General features: G+C 56.3%; 18 protein-coding genes, 4 tRNA genes and 2 pseudogenes. 10 read left to right on the forward strand and 14 right to left on the reverse strand.

Features of this window, described 5'->3' with window-relative positions; genetic code table 11:
- The first annotated feature begins 83 nt into the window (after nt 1-83).
- Nucleotides 84-1,517: pseudogene (locus tag QZH45_RS20255) on the forward strand (IS3 family transposase).
- 19 nt (nt 1,518-1,536) lie between these two features.
- On the opposite strand, the gene tnpB reads toward QZH45_RS20255, so the two are convergent.
- Nucleotides 1,537-1,848: an IS66 family insertion sequence element accessory protein TnpB gene (gene tnpB, locus QZH45_RS20260; RefSeq protein WP_053194366.1), complete on the reverse strand. Its 312-nt coding sequence runs from the start codon at nt 1,846-1,848 to the stop codon at nt 1,537-1,539.
- A complete protein-coding gene (gene tnpA / locus QZH45_RS20265) occupies nt 1,845-2,168 on the reverse strand; it encodes an IS66-like element accessory protein TnpA (protein WP_011600737.1) in 324 nt (107 codons plus the stop codon). Before tnpA ends, tnpB begins: the two co-directional genes overlap by 4 nt.
- 82 nt (nt 2,169-2,250) lie before the next feature.
- Here tnpA and QZH45_RS20270 point away from each other — a divergent pair, with 82 nt between their 5' ends.
- Nucleotides 2,251-2,577 carry a hypothetical protein gene (locus QZH45_RS20270; protein WP_231995020.1) on the forward strand — a complete coding sequence of 109 codons (327 nt, stop codon included), beginning with the start codon at nt 2,251-2,253 and terminating at the stop codon, nt 2,575-2,577.
- Nucleotides 2,578-2,636: 59 nt separating this feature from the next.
- Here the strand turns inward: QZH45_RS20270 and QZH45_RS20275 are convergent, their stop codons facing one another.
- Both QZH45_RS20275 and QZH45_RS20280 read right to left on the reverse strand, forming a co-directional pair.
- Nucleotides 2,637-2,831: a hypothetical protein gene (locus tag QZH45_RS20275; protein WP_024776658.1), complete on the reverse strand. Its 195-nt coding sequence runs from the start codon at nt 2,829-2,831 to the stop codon at nt 2,637-2,639.
- Nucleotides 2,828-3,559: pseudogene (locus tag QZH45_RS20280) on the reverse strand (zeta toxin family protein). Before QZH45_RS20280 ends, QZH45_RS20275 begins: the two are co-directional and overlap by 4 nt.
- A gap of 453 nt (nt 3,560-4,012) precedes the next feature.
- On the opposite strand from QZH45_RS20280, the gene QZH45_RS20285 reads away from it, so the two are divergent.
- The 6 genes from QZH45_RS20285 (at nt 4,013) to QZH45_RS20310 (ending at nt 8,713) form a co-directional block, all read left to right on the forward strand.
- Nucleotides 4,013-4,969, forward strand: coding sequence for a tyrosine-type recombinase/integrase (locus QZH45_RS20285; protein ID WP_039012669.1), 957 nt, complete (start codon nt 4,013-4,015; stop codon nt 4,967-4,969).
- Between the two features lie 309 nt (nt 4,970-5,278).
- Nucleotides 5,279-5,548, forward strand: coding sequence for a hypothetical protein (locus QZH45_RS20290; protein ID WP_079302031.1), 270 nt, complete (start codon nt 5,279-5,281; stop codon nt 5,546-5,548).
- Nucleotides 5,549-5,557: 9 nt separating this feature from the next.
- On the forward strand, nt 5,558-5,968 hold the full coding sequence (locus tag QZH45_RS20295; RefSeq protein ID WP_039012671.1) for a hypothetical protein: 411 nt from the start codon (nt 5,558-5,560) through the stop codon (nt 5,966-5,968).
- The gene (locus tag QZH45_RS20300; RefSeq protein ID WP_039012673.1) at nt 5,968-6,255 is read left to right on the forward strand and encodes a hypothetical protein; all 288 of its coding nucleotides are present in this window, start codon (nt 5,968-5,970) and stop codon (nt 6,253-6,255) included. Before QZH45_RS20295 ends, QZH45_RS20300 begins: the two co-directional genes overlap by 1 nt.
- Nucleotides 6,242-7,705: a DEAD/DEAH box helicase family protein gene (locus QZH45_RS20305; protein ID WP_432783485.1), complete on the forward strand. Its 1,464-nt coding sequence runs from the start codon at nt 6,242-6,244 to the stop codon at nt 7,703-7,705. Before QZH45_RS20300 ends, QZH45_RS20305 begins: the two co-directional genes overlap by 14 nt.
- A gap of 657 nt (nt 7,706-8,362) precedes the next feature.
- Nucleotides 8,363-8,713 carry a hypothetical protein gene (locus QZH45_RS20310; RefSeq protein WP_432783486.1) on the forward strand — a complete coding sequence of 117 codons (351 nt, stop codon included), beginning with the start codon at nt 8,363-8,365 and terminating at the stop codon, nt 8,711-8,713.
- A 1,673-nt stretch (nt 8,714-10,386) separates the two neighbouring features.
- Here QZH45_RS20310 and QZH45_RS20315 read toward each other — a convergent pair.
- Nucleotides 10,387-10,463 (reverse strand) — tRNA-Val (locus QZH45_RS20315).
- A 184-nt stretch (nt 10,464-10,647) separates the two neighbouring features.
- Here QZH45_RS20315 and QZH45_RS20320 point away from each other — a divergent pair.
- Nucleotides 10,648-11,931, forward strand: a complete 1,284-nt coding sequence (locus QZH45_RS20320; protein ID WP_053194367.1) for an NAD(P)/FAD-dependent oxidoreductase — start codon at nt 10,648-10,650, stop codon at nt 11,929-11,931.
- A 40-nt stretch (nt 11,932-11,971) separates the two neighbouring features.
- Here the strand turns inward: QZH45_RS20320 and QZH45_RS20325 are convergent, their stop codons facing one another.
- Together QZH45_RS20325 and QZH45_RS20330 are read right to left on the reverse strand one after the other, a co-directional pair.
- Entirely contained in the window at nt 11,972-12,835 is an 864-nt protein-coding gene (locus QZH45_RS20325) for a PhzF family phenazine biosynthesis protein (protein WP_053194368.1), read from the reverse strand.
- Between the two features lie 45 nt (nt 12,836-12,880).
- Entirely contained in the window at nt 12,881-13,510 is a 630-nt protein-coding gene (locus QZH45_RS20330; protein WP_053194369.1) for a LysE family translocator, read from the reverse strand.
- A 149-nt stretch (nt 13,511-13,659) separates the two neighbouring features.
- Here QZH45_RS20330 and QZH45_RS20335 point away from each other — a divergent pair, with 149 nt between their 5' ends.
- On the forward strand, nt 13,660-15,018 hold the full coding sequence (locus QZH45_RS20335) for a PLP-dependent aminotransferase family protein (protein ID WP_053194370.1): 1,359 nt from the start codon (nt 13,660-13,662) through the stop codon (nt 15,016-15,018).
- Nucleotides 15,019-15,042: 24 nt separating this feature from the next.
- Here QZH45_RS20335 and QZH45_RS20340 read toward each other — a convergent pair whose 3' ends face one another.
- From QZH45_RS20340 to purF, 7 genes are all read right to left on the reverse strand, one after another.
- Complete coding sequence (locus tag QZH45_RS20340; protein WP_055135600.1) at nt 15,043-17,094, reverse strand: pyridoxamine 5'-phosphate oxidase family protein; 2,052 nt, start codon at nt 17,092-17,094, stop codon at nt 15,043-15,045.
- Between the two features lie 291 nt (nt 17,095-17,385).
- Nucleotides 17,386-17,462, reverse strand: a tRNA-Asp gene (locus QZH45_RS20345).
- An 87-nt stretch (nt 17,463-17,549) separates the two neighbouring features.
- Nucleotides 17,550-17,626, reverse strand: a tRNA-Asp gene (locus QZH45_RS20350).
- A gap of 58 nt (nt 17,627-17,684) precedes the next feature.
- Nucleotides 17,685-17,760 (reverse strand) — tRNA-Val (locus QZH45_RS20355).
- Nucleotides 17,761-17,864: 104 nt separating this feature from the next.
- On the reverse strand, nt 17,865-18,638 hold the full coding sequence (locus QZH45_RS20360) for an SDR family oxidoreductase (RefSeq protein WP_024779150.1): 774 nt from the start codon (nt 18,636-18,638) through the stop codon (nt 17,865-17,867).
- The gene (locus QZH45_RS20365) at nt 18,635-19,846 is read right to left on the reverse strand and encodes an O-succinylhomoserine sulfhydrylase (protein WP_055136163.1); all 1,212 of its coding nucleotides are present in this window, start codon (nt 19,844-19,846) and stop codon (nt 18,635-18,637) included. The genes QZH45_RS20360 and QZH45_RS20365 overlap by 4 nt, the downstream gene beginning before the upstream one ends.
- Nucleotides 19,847-19,904: 58 nt before the next feature.
- Nucleotides 19,905-21,410 (reverse strand): amidophosphoribosyltransferase, encoded by a 1,506-nt coding sequence (purF, locus tag QZH45_RS20370; protein ID WP_024779152.1) that lies wholly within the window; start codon nt 21,408-21,410, stop codon nt 19,905-19,907.
- Nucleotides 21,411-21,437 lie beyond the last annotated feature (27 nt).

The following is a 21,437-nucleotide window of genomic DNA, read 5'->3' on the forward strand; positions in this document are numbered from 1 at the left end:
TTTTCCTGAAAAAGCAGATCGGGGGCGGAAAGAGACTGTTTGTGCCGTACTATTCACCTGAACGCAAAGCCGCATTGCTCAAGATGCTGCTTCCTCCGCTCAACCTGTCGATGGCCGAGGTTTCCCGGCGCGAAGGGGTCAGCGAAATGTCTTTGTCGAACTGGCGCAAGCAGGTCGGTTCTGAAGGAAACGCAGTGCCCGATAACACCTCATCGACCCAGAACTGGACAGCCGAAATCAAGTTTGCTGTCGTCCTTGAAGCCGCCGGCCTGTCCGAGATTGAACTGGGTGAGTACTGCCGCCGTAAAGGCCTGTATCCCGAGCAAATCAGCGCCTGGAGGCAAGCCTTCATCAGTGGCCAGAAGACGGAAAAAGCCCAGCAAAAAGACGATCGCGAACAAGCCCGTAAGGACAAGAAACGCATCCAGGAACTTGAGCGTGAACTGCGCCGCAAAGACAAGGCGCTGGCTGAAACCGCCGCGTTGTTGGTGCTGCGAAAAAAGCTCAACGATTACTGGGGGATCGACAACGAGGACAGCTAACGGCTTTGCCAGAGCGGCAGTTACTCGTAACCTGGTTGAATGAAGCGCAAATGGCCGGAGCCCGGAAAATCAGGGCCTGCCAGGAAGTCGGCCTCTCGCTCAGAACCTTGCAGCGCTGGACTGAAACCGAGGCTATTCAGGCTGACGCCCGAACGACCACACCGGCGTACGCCGCCGAGTCAGATCGTGCCGAGACTGGCCGATCAACAGCGCTATCTGGCATCGGAAGCCACGTTTTATCGGGTGCTGCGGGCTGCGGGTCAACAACAGCATCGAGGTCGTAGCCAGCGCCCGCGACGGCATGCGGCACCGACGACCCACACGGCCAAGGGGGCGAATCAGGTGTGGTCGTGGGACATCACCTACCTGCCGTCGCCGGTGCGTGGCAAGTATTACTACTTGTACCTGATCGAGGACATTTACAGCCGCAAGGCCGTGGGCTGGGAGGTTTACGAAGAGGAAAGCGGTGAGAAGGCGGCTGCGTTGCTGCAGCGTAGCGTGATCGGCGAGCAATGTTTGCATGAACCGCTGGTACTGCACTCGGACAATGGTGCCCCGATGAAATCACTGACGCTGTTGAGCAAGATGCATGACCTGGGCATCACACCGTCACGTGGCCGACCGCGTGTGAGCAATGACAATCCATACTCGGAATCGCTGTTTAGAACGTTGAAATACTGCCCGCAATGGCCGGCAGATGGCTTTGCCAGCCTGGACGCCGCACGCATCTGGGTCAGGGATTTCATGCGTTGGTACAACCACGAACACCGGCATAGCCGGATCCGCTTCGTGACCCCGGCGGAGCGGCATCGAGGGCAGGATCAACAGATCCTGGCTCAGCGTCATGAACTGTACGAGCAAGCCCGAAAGAAAAGCCCGGAACGCTGGTCTGGACGAACACGGAACTGGGAGCCGATAGGCACGGTGCTGCTGAATCCGGATCGAGAGCTGCAGGCCGAGAAAAGAGCAGCATAGTTAGACGGTGACGCGACAACTACCTTGAAAAACGCCGAGGCAGGCCAAGCAAAAGGGCCTGAAGTTGCTCTGTATCCAACTGCAATTCACTGCCTTGCCGAACACCTGGCCAATGGAATTTACCTTGGTTCAAGCGACGTGCCGCCAGCCAGACGCCAATCCCATCATGTACCAGCACTTTGACCCGAGTCGCACGGCGATTGGCAAACAGATAGGCGCAGTGCGGCTTCGCCGCACCGAACACCGCGGTCACTCTGGCCAGCGCCGTTTCAGTTCCGGCGCGCATGTCCATGGGCTCGGTGGCAAGCCAGATGGCGTCGATGCGGATCATCGTAAAAGGTCTCGAAGGAATGCGGCACAGGCAGCAGCATTATCGGTTGGCCAGTTCACTTTGACGGTGCCGCGTGGGTGCAGAATCTCAATGCTGATATTCGCTGAGGATCCGTGGGCTGTTTCGTGTATAGGCAACGGGATGAATGCAGGTTGGAGCGCCGTGCTTTTCTGCGCTTGCACCCGAATCCATTTGTGAACGAGGTTCGCGTTGAGGCTATGGCTAAGGGCAACGCTGGCAATCGAAGCGCCGGGTTGGACACACTCTTGAATGACCCGGGCCTTGAAGGATTTGGAATACGAACGGCGTGTCGGCTGCATGAAATACCCGCTTAAAAGGCTAGAACTGGTGTGCACTTAAATTTAAGTGCACACCATGTCCTGGCTTTGCGGGGCCGGGTAGATGACTTGGCCGGACGCATACAATGACTCGGCGCTGAGTTTCCGCGAGATAATTCTCGAGAAAAAGATCGGGCTAGCGCCAGGTGTACTGGTCTATTCAGGTGGGTACGGCTCAAACGTCATGGAAGGTGAGTTCACTCGCCAGGATGTTGTGCGGGACCAGTCACCGGCCTATCAGGCAATGCAACAAAGCGCTTCGCCCAAGGCGATAGCAGTCATCGAGAAGTTGGCCAGAGCCTCGGCGAAGGGAAGGCTCAGAGAGTCGGACTTGGTGCTCTTGGAGGGCATCGCAGGCTTGCTAGAGAAGGCTAACGCCGAAAAACCTTGAGCCCAGATGCAAAAAGCCCGGCGCTAGGCCGGGCTTTGGAGATGGAGATGGAGATGGAATTATTTACATTTTGCAGCCATAAACTCGCCAGATTTCGACGAGCGGATCACGTCCTTCTGCTCATCAATGGCCGCACGAGCCGCCATATGATAAATCTCTCGCCTTTCTTCCGCGGACCCGTGGCGGAAAAATTCAGACATTGTCGACGAACCATGAGGCTTCGTCGAAGCGCCTGCTGCCTTTTCGCCTTTCATGGGAATACTCCGTTCAAAATACGTTCAAGCTCGTTGGGATCATAGGGCTGGTTGATAAACCCGTCAATTTCGTCAGCTGAAAGGCCAATGCCAATATCGCCGTTCGCGCCATCGTTGTCCTTGATGATCACATCCACCTGCAACGCATCCTGAAACTCACGCTTGAGAGTACAGACAGAGACCTTTGCAGCATAGAATTGTCTGACAAACTCAGGTCAAGGAATATTCCTTCCGTCTTTCCTTTCTCTCGCGAGAACAAACTCCCAGGCAAGCTCAGGACGCTGGTAGACGTAGATTACTTGGGCGGACCTGTTCTCTTTATCAAGGGCTCGCGAGATATTTCGGCGCGCCACTTCAAGATTCGCAAGAGTCCCATCCAGCAGGAACGATTGACGTCGCTGGTAAACCAAATCCAGGGTTCGCTCAACAATGGTCGTTACCCCGCGCTGGAAAAGACTGGAGTTTCGCCCCGTGTACTCAGGAAAATAAACTCTAAAATCATCAGGATCAATCCGTAACGCCTTCGATCCACCGGCTTGCATCATTCCAATAAACGCCCGGGACACCTCAGTTTTCCCTGCGCCCGGCGACCCAGCCATGAACACAGAGACTGGGTACTCATCGCTCGAATAGGTCTCCAAACAGGCCAGATCCCGGGCGATACGGGTTCGGTTTTGCTTTGCAAATACCACAGCACGCTCAGAAATGGCTTGCTCTTCCTGCGTCATGGATTCATCCCTCTAATGGGCAGGACTTTAACACCCCTATCCTGCGAAAGCCCGGCGTATGGCCGGGCTCTCTGCATTTGCTAGGTCAGCAAGTCCTCTTCCCTGCTCCGCCACATTGCCTGAAGCTTGGTCAGCCCCTTGCCTGTGATCAGCGTGGAGCACGTTGGGACGATGCCGTCCATTGGATACTCGAAGGTGCCGAGCTTCACATCGAGCAGAGCTGGCGTTCTGAGGTGGGAGTTTTGCAAAAGTTTTGCAAATCGCAGACAACAAAAAAGGGCCCACCTTTCGGTGAGCCCTTCTAGACCGCCCAGCAGAGCGGATTTTGTTTGGTAGGCGCGATTGGACTCGAACCAACGACCCCCACCATGTCAAGAGCCACTCATACTAGGCGCTACGCCGCGAAGCGTAAAGCCCTAAGAGAACGCCCATTCACATTATGAGGCGTCAACAATGGCTAACATTCGCTCCTTACCGTCAGGAAACTGGAACGCTCAGGTACGCCTGAAAGGGAAACCTGCCCAGTCTAAAACCTTCCCTACTCAAGCACTCGCTCAAGCATGGGCTCACCAGCTTGAAGCCGTCACCAAGGAACACCAAACCCATACGATTTACACCTTGGGCATGACCTACTGTGAAACCCTACTCAAGGGTAAGGGTAGCTATGGCCATGCAATCAAGATCGTTGACCAGCTCTTTGCTGCGTTCCCTCAGTCAATCCATGACATCACCCCTCAGCTAGTCAATGACTTCAAGCTGAAGCGTCTACAGACGGTCAAGCCTGCTACCTGTCGTATCCAGTTAGCGTTCATGTCCCGTTTCTTCAGGTTCGCTAAGCGTGGCCTGCTAATCGACATACACAACCCCGTAAGTGACATAGCCCTACCCAAGCCAGATAAATCTAGCGACAAGGTAATCAGTGCTGGCGAGCTTAGACAATTGCTCAACAAGCTATCCCCCACCATGGCGCTCATTGTTGAGCTTGCCTATGAAACCGCGATGAGACGGTCAGAAATACTCAAGCTCACGACTCACTGCCTTCACCTGGAGGATCGAATTGCGGATGTGATTGATGGTAAGAACGGCACTAGGTCTGTGCCCCTAACCATTAGAGCCATAGAGTTATTGAAAGAGGCTCAGCGTCTCGCATTAGCAGACAGAGCACACAAAGGAAGGCTGTTCACTGTGACGCCTCATAGCGTCTCACAGGCTGTCAGATTGGCAAGGAACAAAGCAGGCTTAGACAATAGCGTCAGGCTTCACCAGTTAAGACATACACGCATTACCAACGTAGCCAAGAAAGGGTTTAACAACGCTCAGATAATGATTGTGTCGGGACACAGGGACACTAGGTCTGTAGCTAGGTACTCTCACTTGAATGCTAAGGATGTACTTCATCTTATTGATTAAGCGCCCTGTAAGCTCATAGGAGCGACGATACACAACAAACCCCACTCGACATAGCCATGCAGCCTAATAGCCCCTTCATAGGGGCTTATGGCGACTTTGGGTAATGGGATGATGACTACTGAGAGTTACCCTTAGAAAATAATTTGCAAGGCGTGTGTAGACCTTCACCCTCAAAAATCAGTATATGTATTAGAGGCGTTAATTTTCCACCTGATGAATACCTACCACTTGAGTTAATTAAAAGGTGGGACTGTGCCTGTCTCTAAGAAAGAAACGCCATAACCAATGTAACAGACCGAGAATCAAATTATGACTATCACACTGGAAGAGATTATTGCTGTCCAGCATCAAGCTTTAAATACACTACCTCGCAAGATTATCTATCTGATGATTCGTAATGGTGAGGATGATACAGGGTGGGCCACAATTTCTAGAGGCTCATTCTCTAGCGCAACTGCACTACCACGCCGAAGCGTTGACTACGTAACAAAGCACTTAATGAGCGTTGGACTTATTGAAAGGCGTAAATCAGCAGACCATATCAATGCCACCTACCAATATCGTGTAATCGAAGCTTAAGGAACCATTATGAAAACCATAACTATGTCTGACGTTAACGAGCTTGCCCGTCGCACTGGCAATACTCCTATGGGAGTTCTTACGGAACTGATTGAACAGGGCTATCAACTAACAGAGGAAGCGCCTCAGCCAAAGGGTAAACCTCTTAGCTCTGCCAAGGACGCTCTCTCACAATGGAAAGAGTCTAAACAGCGTATAGCTGATGAAATGTACAAGGGTGATCCTCTTGTACGTCAGCTAATGGACGCTGACAATGCATACAAAGGCTTCGCACCTCAGTCTCAGAAATCAATTCTTCAGCGTGATGAACAAGGCAACGTTACAGGTACATCTAAGAGCATGCTCACAGGCGCTACGATGAAAGAGCAAGCTGAGCTAATGGCGGCTATCCGTGCAACTTACAACCAGGGGAATAACTAATGGGCAACACCTATCTGACTGAAGCAGAGCAACGAGCGCTACAAGAGCGACGCTCTGAGCTAGGAGCAATGGATTGCAGCATCGAACAGAAAAACCGTCTTATCACAGGTATTCGTGACTACAAATTTGTGGAATATGGGATGAGCCAGTACGGCTACTATCAAGTCCTGAACATCAAGGGGAACAAAACACCTCGCGAGCTCACAGGTAACTTCACGCACCCAAGCTACATTATCAAACTGGTAGACAACCTACTTAAAGAAGGAAAACTGATTGAGCCCAAGTGAGTCAAGGGTTATATACGTAGCAGAAGCTACACCGGGCACAGGCAAGACAGAGCAATTCATCAGAGAGCTAGATTCCGACCCTTATAAACGCTATCTCTATGCTGTACCTACCAAGGTACTGTCAAAGGATGTCGTTAGACGCATCCAAGCAATCGGTATTAATCACATTTGCGTAATCAATAGTGACACTCACAAGCATGTCACTGACACCGTAGAATGTACGCTCCTAGAAGATGATCCTAAGGTTCTTATCATCACGCATAAGACTTTATTAGACCTTGACCCTTGCTACCTGCAAGATTGGATCGTGGTCATTGATGAGGTCCCATCGGTCGCTAACAATCTCACCCGAGATATTGGCGATCACGCCTATACAAACTTCCTAGAGAAATTCATTGAGATTGATAGCGTCTCGACCAAAGCGTCTATCAAGCAAGGAATGACCAAGGAAGCACGAGCTATCTATTCAGATGTAATTGATGACAAGGGGATGTCAACCATCACCACTTGCCTAGGAGCATTGCTCAGGGGCAAAGCAGACGTGTTCATCAAGGAGTATCTGAGCAAGAAGGAAAGTAAATGGAAATGGCAAGTCAGGGTGATTGACTACTTTGACTTAAGCAGGATATATGAGCACGCCTCTGAAACACACATCCTTGGAGCCAACGTCACAGGCACCCTTGCCTATCAGCATGCCCTCACCAAGGGCTATACCATTGCAACGTCTAAATTCACACCAGAATACAAACGCTATAAGTTCGAGAGCTACATCTACCCATTGATTGGTGGTAGTAAGGTTAGCAAGACCATGCTTCTTACGCTTCCTGATGGTGCTGTAGCTGAAGAGTGGAGCGATAAGGTATATGGGCATTCGCTGTTACGTGACGCTATAGAATTCGTACAAGGTGAACCCCTCCTTGTACAGGTTCATGAATGGTGCAAGTATCCTTTCGAGGATCACCCTAATGTAATACGTATTCCGTTTGATGCGAGGGGATTGAATGGATACTCAGACGTACACAATACGCTGTCACTAATCCACGGCAACCCTAATCCTATTGACGACCAGAACAACTCTGAGATGCTAGAGAAAATGGCTATCTCTTCAGCAATAGGCAAGCAAGCCCTGCGCAATGAACGCTATAGAGAACTAATATTTCAAGCTGCAACACGCAGCAGTATTAGGACATTTAGCAATGATAGACCTACTGTTCACTTTGTACCTACAGAGGAATCAGCACGCCATCTAGCATTCGATCTTAGGGGCAATCACCTAATCCTAAAAGACCTTACTCGACCAGCACCTAACACTCGCTCCCGAAGCAAGCTAGAAGATAATATTCTCACTGCTAAAGCACTATCCTCTGAAGGTCTTTCTCTCAGGAAGATTGCATCAGTCATGAATGTTAGCAAAAGTATTGTATCCAAATGGCTTCTAACTGCTAACTGACAGCTCGAACTGTCCACTTTCTCTTAGAGTATCTTTAAGGAATTGTGGACACTTTACACTTAACAGTAAAATCAAATGCAAAAGCAAAAGCAAAAGCAACGTCGGCACAGCCGACAAAGAGCACGCATTAAAAGAGAGAATCAAAAGCAGAGTACCTTAGCATTCCCGCTCTTGATCTTTCTTTATGCGTATGCCACTACGTGGCGTGCTTTTGCTCTTGCTTTTGCTTTTGCTCCTGTCACGCAGTGACGTTAGAACCACACCTATCATTGGATAACTACATGTTAGATACAGACACCATTAGAATACCTAGCATTACTTCCTTTACCTTCAAAAATATAATTCTTCGCAGGGGCTTAGCTCAGGAGATTATTGCTAAGCGCAATGACCATCAAGCGCTATACAACATATCTCTTACTCATCGCATCACCCTTCAAGCCGTAGGTTATGTTTCCCGATGCAGACTTAAGGACATTGAGGAAGCACCTGCTATTAGACCGTGATCTACCGCCTAACTCTCCTGCTATGCCTCCAGTACACTCATCTATTAATCTTACAGATAATGCAGAATTACAGCATTCTAGCCATAGCCCTAAATATCATCTGCTATTCAATGACTTTAATAATAACAATCCAGCATACAAGACAGAGAGCACCATGAACCTGACAGATAAAGACAAAACCGAATACATTGAGACCAATTCACACTGTGACCTAGCGAAGCGTCTAGGCGTAAGCATGCTCACTCTAGATACTTACGCTGAAGAACAAGGATGGAAGGAGGAACATAGAATTTACTGGCATGACAAGTCCATTGAGATATTGAAACAGGAGCTAGTCAACGGAAACATTGCTGCTGTTAAGGAGATGCTTAAGGTAACTGGTAGCGCAAGACCAGTAGGACGCCCAAGGAAAACAGATGTAGAGCGTCAGGTGGCTATCGAGAAGCGTCTAGCTGAAGAAATGGAAGCGGACGTGATCCGAATGAGCCTTGTAAGCAGAAAATAGAATAATTATTTATTAAGACAGAGGGGGTGTATTGGCACCTCACGCTACTGACCAGATTAGCGATACTTCCTAGCTATATAGAATCTGAGTAGCGACAGAGTTAGAGAACGGATTAACAACGCTACAACGACCATAATGACAGCACCTATGATCTTGCCTTTGAACACTGCTATACATATCGCTGCAATCAAGACAGAAACAATCAGCACATTGCATAGCAACCCAATGGGATGAAAGGATGCAGTAACTTTTATCAATGAGGCCAAGCGTGCCCGATCATCATCCATTGCGAACACCATCCATTCTTACAACATAGCAAGAACTAACTGAGCGTTCCGCCCTAAGCCTAGGGTTTCCTAGGTGCCCCCTGGGGGTGCTCAATGCGTTGCCACACTGGCCGTTCTTCACAGGGGCTAGCGCCTGCTGTGCCTGATAGTTCAGCTACCAGAAACCTGCCCTCCTAACCACGCCAGAAGGGGTAAGCGCTCCACCTCTGAGGGTGGCACCTCGGCCTGTCTACAAACCGCCGGCTCGGTCTTCAGAGCGTTCACACCACCACTACACCATTCAAGGTTCGCTATGACGCTACTGACCTAGAAGCGCCTCACTCTCTGAGACGTACAGTTAAGCGTGTGCTAGGCCCGTTTGCCTATGAATCGCATACATACTCTACCCTCTAACAACCGTCAAACCTAGCCTCTCTGCACCTGACATGTCATTGCCGCTAACGCTCGTACGGACGCCTCAGAGCTCTTAGCTTGGGTGATATACCCAGACACACAATCCCGAAAGGGCAGGCTAATTGCGTAGGAGAGGATCAGCGCAGATAGAAGGATTGACGCAGATAACCATTTCATTAGAGGTACCTCCCCTAGAATTTATGGGATATTTCACGCCCATGATACCAAAATGAAATCATCGACTAAGCTCAATTGCCGATCATGAGATTGCGCATATTTTTGACAGGAGCAGGAAGATGGCTAAAGCACCAATCGGAACAACAGGGACCACAGGACAGAGCTGCCCAGAGAGCGGGGTTTGGACAGTGGTAGGCACACCGAGCACCTCCGCACCCATTGCGAAGGGGAATCGCTTCCCGCCATACGGCGGCCAAGCAGTAACATGGAAGCTAACGCAGTACGCTTAAGGTTGGCTGAGGGCAGGGTGCTCTGCCCTCAATTGCATTCATCAGCGAATGCTGAATTTCTAGCGGAAATTCACGAGCCACATTGCATACATAAGCACCCTCCCCCTAACCCCCTGCCCACCCCTACCAAGCGAGCGCCCACAGAATTCCTACAGCGTCGCCCATGGCGTTCATGATTCAACACAGATCGTTGGGGTGTTGAGCGTGGCCTACAGGCGTACCCGCCTCACAGCAGGCACGTAGCTCAGTTGGTTAGAAAGCCTGCCCTTGTGAGGTACGAACAACGGGCAAGGGAGTGAGCTTGCGAACGTACCACCACCTAGACAAGAAAGGGCTAAGGCCTTACGTATCAATAGGTTAAGTGGATTCATTCACAATTCTGAGTGTGAACAGAGGGAAGTAGGGATCTACGTTCACATTGCCTTGTGTGAACGAAGCCTATAATTTGTGAACGTTTTCTTAGGCAAAGAAAAAGGGGAACCCTTTCGGATTCCCCCTCACACCGCCCAGCAGAGCGGATTTTGTTTGGTAGGCGCGATTGGACTCGAACCAACGACCCCCACCATGTCAAGGTGGTGCTCTAACCAACTGAGCTACGTGCCTGCTGTGAGGCGGCATTCTACGGAATTCCGAAGGGGTGTCAACACCTTTTTTTCACCTAACCCTATGAATATGCAAAATATTTAATTTCCCCCACGGGATGGAGATTTTGGGGGTGGCTGGCGGCCGATTTTTATCTCGGGTAGGATCTGTGCACTCGTAAAAAATATAAAACAGAGGTTGCAGAATGGCGAACACACCTTATCCAGCGTCCTATTACGCCGCGTCGGCCAATCCGGTGCCGCCCCGCCCGGCCCTGCAGGATGACATCGAGACTGATGTGTGCGTGATCGGTGCAGGTTATACCGGTCTGTCCTCTGCCCTGTTTTTGCTGGAGAACGGCTTCAAGGTCACGATTCTCGAGGCCGCCAAGGTGGGGTTTGGCGCTTCGGGCCGCAATGGCGGGCAGATCGTCAACAGCTATAGCCGCGACATCGATGTGATCGAGCGCAGTGTCGGCCCGCAGCAGGCGCAGTTGCTGGGCAAGATGGCGTTCGAGGGTGGGCGGATCATTCGGGAGCGGGTGGCGAAGTATCAGATTCAGTGCGACCTGAAGGACGGCGGTGTATTCGCGGCCCTTACGGCTAAACAGATGGGCCATCTGGAGTCGCAGAAGCGTTTGTGGGAGCGCTTCGGCCATACCCAGCTGGAGCTGCTGGATCAGCGGCGTATCCGCGAGGTGGTGGCGTGCGATCAGTATATAGGCGGCATGCTGGACATGAGCGGCGGACATATCCATCCGCTCAATCTGGCACTGGGTGAGGCGGCGGCCGTGGAATCCCTGGGTGGGGTGATCTATGAGCAGTCACCCGCGGTGCGCATCGAGCGCGGTGCCAGCCCGGTGGTGCACACGTCACAGGGCAAGGTCAGGGCCAAGTTCATTATCGTGGCCGGCAATGCCTACTTGGGCAATCTGGTGCCGGAGCTGGCGGCCAAGTCCATGCCTTGCGGCACGCAGGTGATCACGACCGCGCCGCTGGGTGACGAGTTGGCCCACAGTCTCTTGCCCCAGGATTATTGCGTCGAGGACTGCAACTACCTGCTCGACTACTACCGGTTGACGGGCGACAAGCGCCTGATCTTCGGCGGTGGTGTGGTGTATGGCGCGAGGGATCCGGCGAACATCGAAGCGATCATCCGGCCGAAGATGCTCAAGGCGTTCCCGCAGCTCAAGGATGTGAAGATCGATTACGCCTGGACCGGAAATTTCCTGCTGACATTGTCGCGTCTTCCGCAGGTCGGACGCCTGGGGGACAACATCTACTACTCCCAGGGCTGCAGCGGCCATGGCGTGACCTACACACATCTGGCGGGCAAGGTCTTGGCCGAGGCGCTGCGTGGCCAGGCCGAGCGTTTCGATGCGTTTGCCGACCTGCCCCACTACCCTTTCCCTGGCGGCCAACTGCTGCGCACGCCATTCGCGGCGCTCGGCGCGTGGTACTACGGGCTACGGGACAAGCTGGGGGTTTGATACCCGGCATTCGATAGCCCCACGTGATGAGCGGGGCTGCTCAATCAAGGGGCTGATTCAAAAACAGCCCCTGCAGCCTTCCCTCAACCTGAGTGCGCGTTTCACCGCCAATCCAGATCTGGCCAGCGTCATCGCGACGCACATGGACGCGCCCTTTGCGACCGAGACGGGTGCCTTGGGCTGCAACATAGGCTTGCTCAACCAGACCGGCATCGAACAACCACTGCGCCAACGAGGCATTCAGGCTGCCCGTGACCGGGTCTTCGACGATGGCGCCCGAATGATTGCTGAAAAAGGCTCGGACCTCGAAGGCGATATCACCACCGGAATGCGGCCCGACCACGCCAACGTCGATTCTGCGCGGCCAGCTTTGTGCTGGTTGCACGGCCAGGACTTGCTCGGCTGACACCAGTCGGATGCCCAGCCATCCAGGGCCATTATCGACCCAGGCCGCATCGACGACGTCACGCGGATCTATCTGCAGAAGTTGCACCGCCTCGTTCAGTTCTGCCCTTGACGGGGCTCCATAGCGAATCAGCGAAGGTGCGGCAAAGCAAAGCCGGCCTTGATCACGACCCACTGTCACGAGCCCCGCGCCACATTCCTGGACAATGTGCGCTTCATTCATGGGTTTGCGGCCGGTCGAAAGCCAGGCATGGCAACTCCCCAATGTCGGGTGCCCGGCGAACGGCAATTCCCGCTGCAGCGAAAAGATCCTCACCCGGTAGTCTGCACTCGGGTGCGTCGGCGATAGCACAAAGGTCGTTTCCGACAGGTTGAACCAGCGGGCCAGACGTTGCATCTCATCCGTCTCCAGCGCATCGGCGCCCATGATCACGGCCAGCGGGTTGCCGGAGAACGACTCGGCGCCGAACACGTCAACGATTTGAATCACAGGGTCCAAAGCATTCTCCTTCGTTTTTCCTGGCGACTTCAAAACACTGGAACATCAGTGGGACGACACGAGAAGCTTCAATCCCGCGAGCGCAAACAGCGCGCAGAACAGCCCCTGAATCCAGCGTCGCAGCCGAGTGTAGCCGGCGATCATCCTGGCGGTCGAAAACACGATGGCGTAGCCGCCGAAGATGATGACGCCGAGCAAGGCGCATCCGCCAATGATCGCAGGCAAGGTACCGACTGGCGCGTCTTCGCGAAGCCCGAGCGACATGATGGCCATCCAGGACATGATGGCCTTGGGGTTGCCGATGTGCATGACCACACCCTGGCGGTACAGAGGCAGATAACGCCGAGCCTCCCGCCCGACAACCGCACCGGCGCTCTCGTGTGTCGATGCCATGGCCGCCTTGCCCGCGCGCATCGCCAGGTAGAGCAAATAGACCCCGCCCACCACCTTGATGACGAAAAGCGCCTGTGCACACGCGGCCAACAAGGCGGAGATCCCCGTCGCCGCCAGGAACGCCCAGAAGAGCGACCCCGTCATGACGCCGGATGCCAGGACCAAGGCGTGGGAGCGCCCGTCACGCATCGCCACGCCCATGATCTCCATATTGCTGGGGCCCGGGCTGGCGGCGGCAAGGATGTAGCTGCCAAAGGCAAACATGATCGGATGATCGATCATTGGAATGTCCTCAAAAGGCGTCCGAGACGCGCGGCGTTTCCGTCGCTCCGAATAACTGAACCGTTGTCCGCAAGCACCATAATGCGCGTGACACTTCATGACTATTGAAATAGTGTCACGCGACACTATTCATTCACCGGTTACCCACAATGCGCCTTCAATCGCCCTGGACACCCCGCCTCGCGGACATCGAAGCAAACGCATCGGAACGCCTGGTATATGCCCTGGCCGACGACATCGTTGAAGGACGATTGAAAAGTGGCGACCGTCTCCCCGCCCACCGGCAACTCGCCTGGCAACTGGGGATCGGCCTGGGTACGGTGACGAAAGCCTATGCCGCCCTGGAACGACGGGGTCTGGTGCGCAGCGTCAAGGGTCGGGCAACGTTCGTGGCCATCTTGCAGGCACATGGGCAGCAACTGATCGATCTTTCGTCCAATGTGCCACCCGCCATGTTGACGAGCCGTCTCCTGGCGCGGACCTTGACCGGCATCGCTCGCAGGATCGACGCCGATCATCTCAATCTCTACTCCCCACCCGCCGGACACCTGGAACATCGTCGCTTGTTGGCCCGTTGGCTTGACGCTCTCGGCATCGTGGTCGAGCCGTCCCACCTGGTGCTGACGGGTAGCGCCCGCCAGGCCATTTCCCTGGCTTTCGATCTTGCCTGCGGCCCCCATGGGATGATCCTGACGGAACGCCTCACTTATCCCGGCGCAATAGCCCTGGCCCGGCGCAAAGGCTATCGGATGCAAGGGGTCGAGATCGACGAGCAAGGGATGCTGCCGAAGGCGCTCGCGCAGGCCCTCGATCATCATGCAGCAGCCGCCAGCAAAGTGGTCTATCTCACCCCCACGCTCCACAACCCGACCACCGCGACGATGGATACGGCGCGCCGGCAGGCTATCGTCGAGGTCTGTCGACAAGCGGACGCCTGGATCATCGAGGATGGTGTCTATGCGCTGGGATCGGCGCCGGTGCCAGCCCTTGCGACGTTGGCACCCGAGAGGGTGTTGCATATCAACGGCCTGTCCAAATCCCTCGGCCCCGGATTGAGGATCGGCATGCTCACGCTACCCGCTGAATTGCACGGCGCTGCGCAGGAACACCTGCAGGATATTCCCCTGGGCCCGTCGCCGTTGTCCTGCGCCGTGGTGGAAGATTGGTTGTCCAACGGCGTGGTCGCCTCCATCCAGCAGGACTTGCGGCATGAAGCGCGGCGCAGAACCCGCCTCGCCGCCGAATTGCTTGGCGGGGTCGAATGCGTCTCGCACCCGGACGCCTATCACATCTGGCTCCCGATGACCCACGACGCCGCTGAGCGCTTCACGAAGGCGGCTGCCCACGTAGGCATCAGGGTGACTGCGCCAGAATCGCTGATGGTGGATCGCGATGAACCGGTGACCGGCATTCGCCTGTGCCTTGGGGGCCCGTCCTTCGAGGAATTGACCCAGGGGCTGACCCGCCTGTCGAACCTGCTGAAGCACGAGCCGCACGCGCCCGCTTGAACCAGGGACAGCCTCCAAACGCCTTCAGACGTCCAGCACCAACGTCTCACTCCCCTGCGCCGGCACGGCGCAGCAGATCAACACCTCATCCGCCTCCAGTCGTTGCGCCGGCGTATTGAGGTAATGCACCTGACCACTGCTCAGCCGGGTCTTGCAGGTACCGCACGAGCCTCCGCGGCAACTGAACTCCGGATTCAGGCCCCGCGCTTCCGCCAGTTCGAGCAACGTCCCGGTGCCAGGCTCCCAGCGCGCTTCCTTGCCCGAGGTGGCGAACAGGACTTTCACCGGTTCATCGGCCATGGGCACTTGTTCCGCCGCCGGCACGCTGACTTCAATGTCACGGACCAACGTTGACGGTCCGAAGGTTTCGGCATGAATGCGATCATCGGGAATGCGCAATGTGCGCAGCCCATCGTACAGCGCCTGGGTAAAACTCCCCGGCCCGCAGAGGTAGTAGTCGTAGTCATTCAGCGGGAGCAAGGTCTTGAGCAGTTCGACATCGATGCGGCCGGCCATGTCGTAGCTGTCGGCTGAACCGTCGATGGGCGGCTGACTGACCACGCGCAGGACCTTGATCTTGTCTCCCGCACGGGCCACCAACTCGTCGACCTCATCACGAAAGGCCAGGTCGGCCACTGAACGGCTGCTTTGTATCAGCCATGTCGGCCGCATGCGATTGATGCGCTTCCCTTGATAGACCACTTCGCGCAACATCGACAGCAACGGCGTGATGCCAACGCCCGCGCCCAGCAGTACCAATGGACGCCGTTCGGAAGCCTGGACCGTGAAATCCCCTTGAGGCGCGCGGGCTTCGATCCAGTCCCCGACTTGAATCCGCTCATGCAGATGCGAAGACACCGAGCCGTCGCGCTTGACGCTGATGCGCAAGAATTCATCCGACGGTGAACTGGAGACACTGTAGGTACGAATCGAGGGTACCTGCTGCCCTTCCAGCAGAACCCGCACGGGCAAATGCTGCCCCGGCTCGAAACGGGGTAGGCCGACGCCGTCGCTGGCTTGCAGATAGAACGACCGAATGCTCCGGCTCTCATCCACGATGCGCTCCACCCGCATCGAACGCCAGTGACTGCGCAGGGCTTCGGCCTGCAAGCGCTCGGTCGCCTGCTCCCAACTGCCCGTCATCATCGAATTGGGTGAAGCCCCTTCGGCCGTGTCTGTCCAGCGCAACGGGATAGCGGCCTGACGGTAAACGATACGCTGCGGCTTGAAGCGCCACAGCCGCTCGGCGCCCTGGAACGCGGCAATTTCGGGGCTGTCGAGCAGCACCTCGGCTGAACCGCTCATTTGCAGCAGGTCACCGCTCTGGAAGTCGATAAACACCAGTCCGGCCCGGGGGTTCAGCAGGATGTTGCCCAGGGTGTTGAAGAACAGATTCCCGGAGAAATCCGGAATGGTCAGTGTCCCGTCTTCCTCCACTCGCACAAAACCGGGTTTGCCGCCGCGATGTGAGGCATCAACCTGGTTCTGGCCGTCGCGCACGACGTAGGTCGCGACGTAGAACGAGTCGGCCAAAGTGACCATGCGACGCACTTGTGGGTCTGCGCTGGTCAACTCAAGCACAGCGCCCGCTGTCTCGTCGACGAAGGCATATTGGCGCAGATTGATGTAGCGCGGGCAGTTGCCGTAGGCCTGGGTCACGGCGATTTCAATACCCTCATCCGATGGACGCAGTACGTTGCCATTCATGCGGTTGCGTCGACGGGTATGCAACTCGATGCCGAGCATGCCAATGGCATCGCCCTGCTGCATGCCGTCCTGGGCGGGGTCGTCGGGCTGCGGCGGGAGGCTGATGTGCAGGCGTTCCGGCGTGGGAGAATGCATGAAGCCAGGTTGTCCCGTGCGAATCGTCGCCCATACATCACCTTGCCGATCCACAGCTCCCAACACCACGAAGGGTAGCTGGGCATAGAATTCGCGATGCTGGTCCGGCATCCACGACCGGGCCAGTTGCCGCTGGCCGACACTCACCATCATGTCGACCGCACCGACTGCGCGCTGCAAGGTCAACTCGCCCTCATGCCAGGGGGAAGGTTGTGCAGTTGAGACTTTATCCATTCGAGGTCACCTCGCGCACGCGGCGAAAATTGCGCGCCAGCGGCTACGGTCAGGGTTCTTTCACCCCCTGCGGAGGTGAGCGTGAGCGCTCATATTCCTCCCGATGTACCTGCGACGGAATCCGCACAAACTACAATCCACTCTTTCAGAAACTGGAATAGTCGCAGGCCTGACGTGAATTGCAGAAACAAAAAACCCCGATCTTTCGACCAGGGTCTTTGCTATCGATCAGAAGAGGCGTTTCGGCTTTCTTCCTGGCTCCAAGGCGTTCAGTGGGCCTCGAAGCAGATATGGCGCAGCGGACGGGACTCGAACCCGCGACCCCCGGCGTGACAGGCCGGTATTCTAACCGACTGAACTACCGCTGCGTATCGCTGTGGACTTGCGTCCATTTGACTCGTCTGATCAAACCCTTTGGCTTGATCTCGAACCAGGCGAACCTGACTCGGAAAATATGGCGCAGCGGACGGGACTCGAACCCGCGACCCCCGGCGTGACAGGCCGGTATTCTAACCGACTGAACTACCGCTGCGCGTCGGTGGAGGCTTTTGACAGCTTCCGTCCTGCTTTCGCAAGACTCTCATGGAACATGGTGGGTGATGACGGGATCGAACCGCCGACATTCTGCTTGTAAGGCAGACGCTCTCCCGGCTGAGCTAATCACCCTTTGCTTCGCTGAGGCCGCGAAATTTACGCAGGTGCCGAAGCTAAGTCAATAGCAGGGTTGAAGTTTTTTCAAAACAGTTTCGAATGGAGAGCTTCGCCGCTTCTCACTCGTAAATCATTTTCTTGGTCATGCCGCCGTCCACCACGAACTCCTGGCCCGTGACGAAACCGGCATTGCGCGACAACAGCCACGCCACCATCGCCGCCACATCCTCTACCGTGCCTACCCTACCCGCAGGATGCTGGGCGTGATCGGCGTCGGTCAGTGGTTCTGAACGGCGCAGGGACGGGTCCCGTGCGTCGATCCAGCCAGGGCTGACGGCATTGACCCGAATCTCTGGTCCGAGGCTGATCGCCAAGGCATGGGTCAGGGCCAACAGGCCACCCTTGCTTGCCGCATAGGCTTCGGTGTCGGGTTCCGACTGCGCGGCGCGGGTCGAGGCCAGGTTGACGATGGCGCCGTTATGGGCACGCAGATAAGGCGCACTGTGCTTGGCCAGCAGCATAGGCCCACCGAGGTTCACCGCCAGGACCCGATTCCAGTGGGCCAGGTCCAGGCTTTCAAGGGTGATGTTGTGCGGGTCGGCAATGGCCGCGTTGCACACCAGCGCGTCGAGCCGGCCGAACTGGCCCAGTACCTCGGCAATACCGGTGGCGACCTGGGCTTCGTCTGCCACGTCCATGGCGATGAACCAGGCGTTATCGCCCAACGCCTTGGCAACCTTGTAACCGCGCTCACGATCCAGGTCGGTCAGCACCACTTGCCAGCCTTCACAGATCAACCAGGCGGCGATGCCCAGGCCAATGCCCCGGGCGGCGCCCGTCACCAGTGCAACCCGGCCATGGGTGCCGCTCGGCGGCGTTGCCAGCTCGATCACAAGGCCGCCAACCCACGCGCCAGGTCAGCTTGCAGGTCGGCTACGTCTTCCAGGCCCACCGCGACGCGGATCAGGCTGTCGCGGATCCCGGCTGCTTCACGTTCCTGGGGCGACAGACGGCCGTGGGAGGTGGTGCTCGGATGGGTGATGGTGGTCTTGCTATCGCCCAGGTTGGCGGTGATGGACACCAGCCGAGTGGCGTCGATGAAGCGCCAGGCGCCCTCCTTGCCCCCCTTGACCTCGAAACTCACCACGGCACCGAAACCGCGCTGCTGACGCAGGGCCAGGTCGTGTTGCGGATGGCTCTTGAGGCCGGCGTAATGCACCTTCTCGATGCCATCCTGCTGCTCCAGCCATTCGGCCAAGGCCTGGGCGTTGGCACAATGGGCTTTCATGCGCAGACCCAGGGTTTCCAGGCCCTTGAGGAAGACCCAGGCGTTGAACGGGCTGAGGGTCGGACCGGCGGTGCGCAAAAAGCCCACCACTTCTTTCATCTGCTCAATGCGACCGGCTACCACGCCACCCATGCAACGACCCTGGCCGTCGATGAACTTGGTAGCCGAATGTACCACCACGTCTGCGCCCAGCTTCAACGGTTGTTGCAGCGCCGGGGTGCAGAAACAGTTGTCGACCACCAGCATGGCGCCCTTGGCGTGGGCGATTTGCGCCAACGCGGCAATGTCCACCAGTTCGGCCAACGGGTTGGACGGTGACTCGACAAACAGCAATTTGGTATTGGCCTTGATCGCCGCATCCCAGGCGGACAAATCCGCCAGGGGCACGTAATCGACTTCCACGCCGAAGCGCTTGAAGTACTTTTCGAACAGGCTGATGGTCGAGCCGAAAACGCTGCGCGATACCAGCACATGGTCACCGGCACTGCACAGGCTCATCACCACGGCCATGATCGCCGCCATGCCGGTGGCGGTGGCAACCGCCTGCTCGGCACCTTCCAGCGCGGCAATACGTTCTTCGAAAGCACGTACGGTGGGGTTGGTGTAGCGCGAGTAGACATTACCCGGCACTTCACCGGCGAACCGCGCCGCCGCGTCGGCCGCGGTACGGAACACGTAGCTGGAGGTGAAGAACATCGGATCGCCGTGTTCGGCTTCCGGCGTGCGGTGCTGACCGGCGCGAACCGCCAGGGTGTCGAACGCTACGCCTTCAAGGTCGCTGTCCAGCCGACCGGCATCCCAATCCTGACTCATGCTGTCACTCCTGCAATCGGTCAAACGCAAACCGGCCCCTCAGGGCCGGTTTGTCACTTTAGTTGTTGTACAGATCGATGATCGCGCTGACCGCCTGGGTCTTGGCCTTGGACGCATCGTTGCGAGCGCTTTCGATCTTGTTCAGGTAGGCCTCGTCGACGTCGCCGGTAACGTACTTGCCGTCGAACACCGCGCAGTCGAACTGTTCGATCTTGATCTTGCCGCCGCCCACGGCTTCGATCAAGTCCGGCAGGTCCTGGTAGATCAGCCAGTCGGCACCGATCAGGTCGGCGACCTCCTGGGTCGTGCGGTTATGAGCGATCAGCTCATGGGCACTCGGCATGTCGATGCCGTAGACGTTCGGGTAGCGCACGGCCGGGGCCGCCGAGCAGAAGTACACGTTCTTGGCGCCGGCTTCGCGGGCCATCTGGATGATCTGCTTGCAGGTCGTGCCACGTACGATGGAGTCGTCCACCAGCATCACGTTCTTGCCGCGGAACTCCAGCTCGATGGCATTGAGCTTCTGGCGCACGGACTTTTTCCGTGCAGCCTGGCCCGGCATGATGAAGGTCCGGCCGATGTAGCGGTTCTTCACGAAGCCTTCGCGGAACTTGACGCCCAGGTGGTTCGCCAGCTCCAGGGCCGCGGTGCGGCTGGTGTCCGGAATAGGGATGACCACGTCGATGTCATGGTCCGGACGCTCGCGCAGGATCTTCTCGGCCAGTTTCTCGCCCATGCGCAGACGGGCCTTGTAGACCGAGATGCCGTCGATGATCGAGTCCGGACGCGCCAGGTAGACGTGTTCGAAGATGCACGGCGTGAGGCTCGGGTTGGTCGCGCACTGGCGCGTGAACAACTTGCCGTCTTCAGTGATGTAGACCGCTTCGCCCGGGGCCAGGTCGCGAATCAGGGTAAAACCCAGCACGTCCAGGGAGACGCTCTCGGAGGCGATCATGTACTCGACGCCTTCGTCGGTGTGACGCTGGCCGAAGACGATAGGACGAATGCCGTGGGGGTCGCGGAAACCGACGATACCATAGCCGGTAACCATCGCCACCACCGAGTAGCCACCGACGCAGCGGTTATGCACCTCGGTCACGGCGGCGAACACGTCCTCCTCGGTCGGCTGCAGCTTGCCACGCTGGGCCAGCTCGTGGGCGAACACGTTGAGCATCACTTCCGAGTCGGAATTGGTGTTGACGTGGCGCAGGTCAGACTCGTAGATCTCCTTGGCCAACTGCTCGACGTTGGTCAGATTGCCGTTGTGCGCCAGGGTGATGCCGTACGGCGAGTTGACGTAGAACGGCTGGGCTTCGGCCGAGGTCGAACTGCCCGCTGTCGGGTAGCGCACATGGCCGATACCCATGTGGCCAACCAGGCGCTGCATGTGACGCTGGTGGAACACGTCACGCACCAGACCGTTGTCCTTGCGCAGGAATAACCGGCCGTCATGGCTGGTCACGATACCGGCAGCGTCCTGGCCGCGGTGCTGGAGCACGGTTAGCGCGTCATACAGCGCCTGATTGACGTTCGACTTACCGACGATACCGACGATGCCACACATGCGACGCAACCCCTACTTAATGGATCT

This window comes from Pseudomonas corrugata (genome assembly GCF_050920615.1).
GTDB classification, from domain to species: domain Bacteria; phylum Pseudomonadota; class Gammaproteobacteria; order Pseudomonadales; family Pseudomonadaceae; genus Aquipseudomonas; species Aquipseudomonas corrugata.

Excerpts from the sequence above, each read along its gene's own strand:
- QZH45_RS20300 (WP_039012673.1), top strand. The coding sequence starts at position 5,968 with ATGGGCAACACCTATCTGACTGAAGCAGAGCAACGAGCGCTACAAGAG.
- QZH45_RS20365 (WP_055136163.1), bottom strand. The coding sequence starts at position 19,846 with ATGAGTCAGGATTGGGATGCCGGTCGGCTGGACAGCGACCTTGAAGGC.
- QZH45_RS20335 (WP_053194370.1), top strand. The coding sequence starts at position 13,660 with ATGCGCCTTCAATCGCCCTGGACACCCCGCCTCGCGGACATCGAAGCA.
- QZH45_RS20270 (WP_231995020.1), top strand. The coding sequence starts at position 2,251 with ATGACTTGGCCGGACGCATACAATGACTCGGCGCTGAGTTTCCGCGAG.
- tnpA (WP_011600737.1), bottom strand. The coding sequence starts at position 2,168 with ATGCAGCCGACACGCCGTTCGTATTCCAAATCCTTCAAGGCCCGGGTC.
- purF (WP_024779152.1), bottom strand. The coding sequence starts at position 21,410 with ATGTGTGGCATCGTCGGTATCGTCGGTAAGTCGAACGTCAATCAGGCG.
- QZH45_RS20290 (WP_079302031.1), top strand. The coding sequence starts at position 5,279 with ATGACTATCACACTGGAAGAGATTATTGCTGTCCAGCATCAAGCTTTA.
- QZH45_RS20285 (WP_039012669.1), top strand. The coding sequence starts at position 4,013 with ATGGCTAACATTCGCTCCTTACCGTCAGGAAACTGGAACGCTCAGGTA.
- QZH45_RS20340 (WP_055135600.1), bottom strand. The coding sequence starts at position 17,094 with ATGGATAAAGTCTCAACTGCACAACCTTCCCCCTGGCATGAGGGCGAG.
- QZH45_RS20330 (WP_053194369.1), bottom strand. The coding sequence starts at position 13,510 with ATGATCGATCATCCGATCATGTTTGCCTTTGGCAGCTACATCCTTGCC.
- QZH45_RS20320 (WP_053194367.1), top strand. The coding sequence starts at position 10,648 with ATGGCGAACACACCTTATCCAGCGTCCTATTACGCCGCGTCGGCCAAT.
- QZH45_RS20295 (WP_039012671.1), top strand. The coding sequence starts at position 5,558 with ATGAAAACCATAACTATGTCTGACGTTAACGAGCTTGCCCGTCGCACT.
- QZH45_RS20310 (WP_432783486.1), top strand. The coding sequence starts at position 8,363 with ATGAACCTGACAGATAAAGACAAAACCGAATACATTGAGACCAATTCA.
- QZH45_RS20275 (WP_024776658.1), bottom strand. The coding sequence starts at position 2,831 with ATGAAAGGCGAAAAGGCAGCAGGCGCTTCGACGAAGCCTCATGGTTCG.
- tnpB (WP_053194366.1), bottom strand. The coding sequence starts at position 1,848 with ATGATCCGCATCGACGCCATCTGGCTTGCCACCGAGCCCATGGACATG.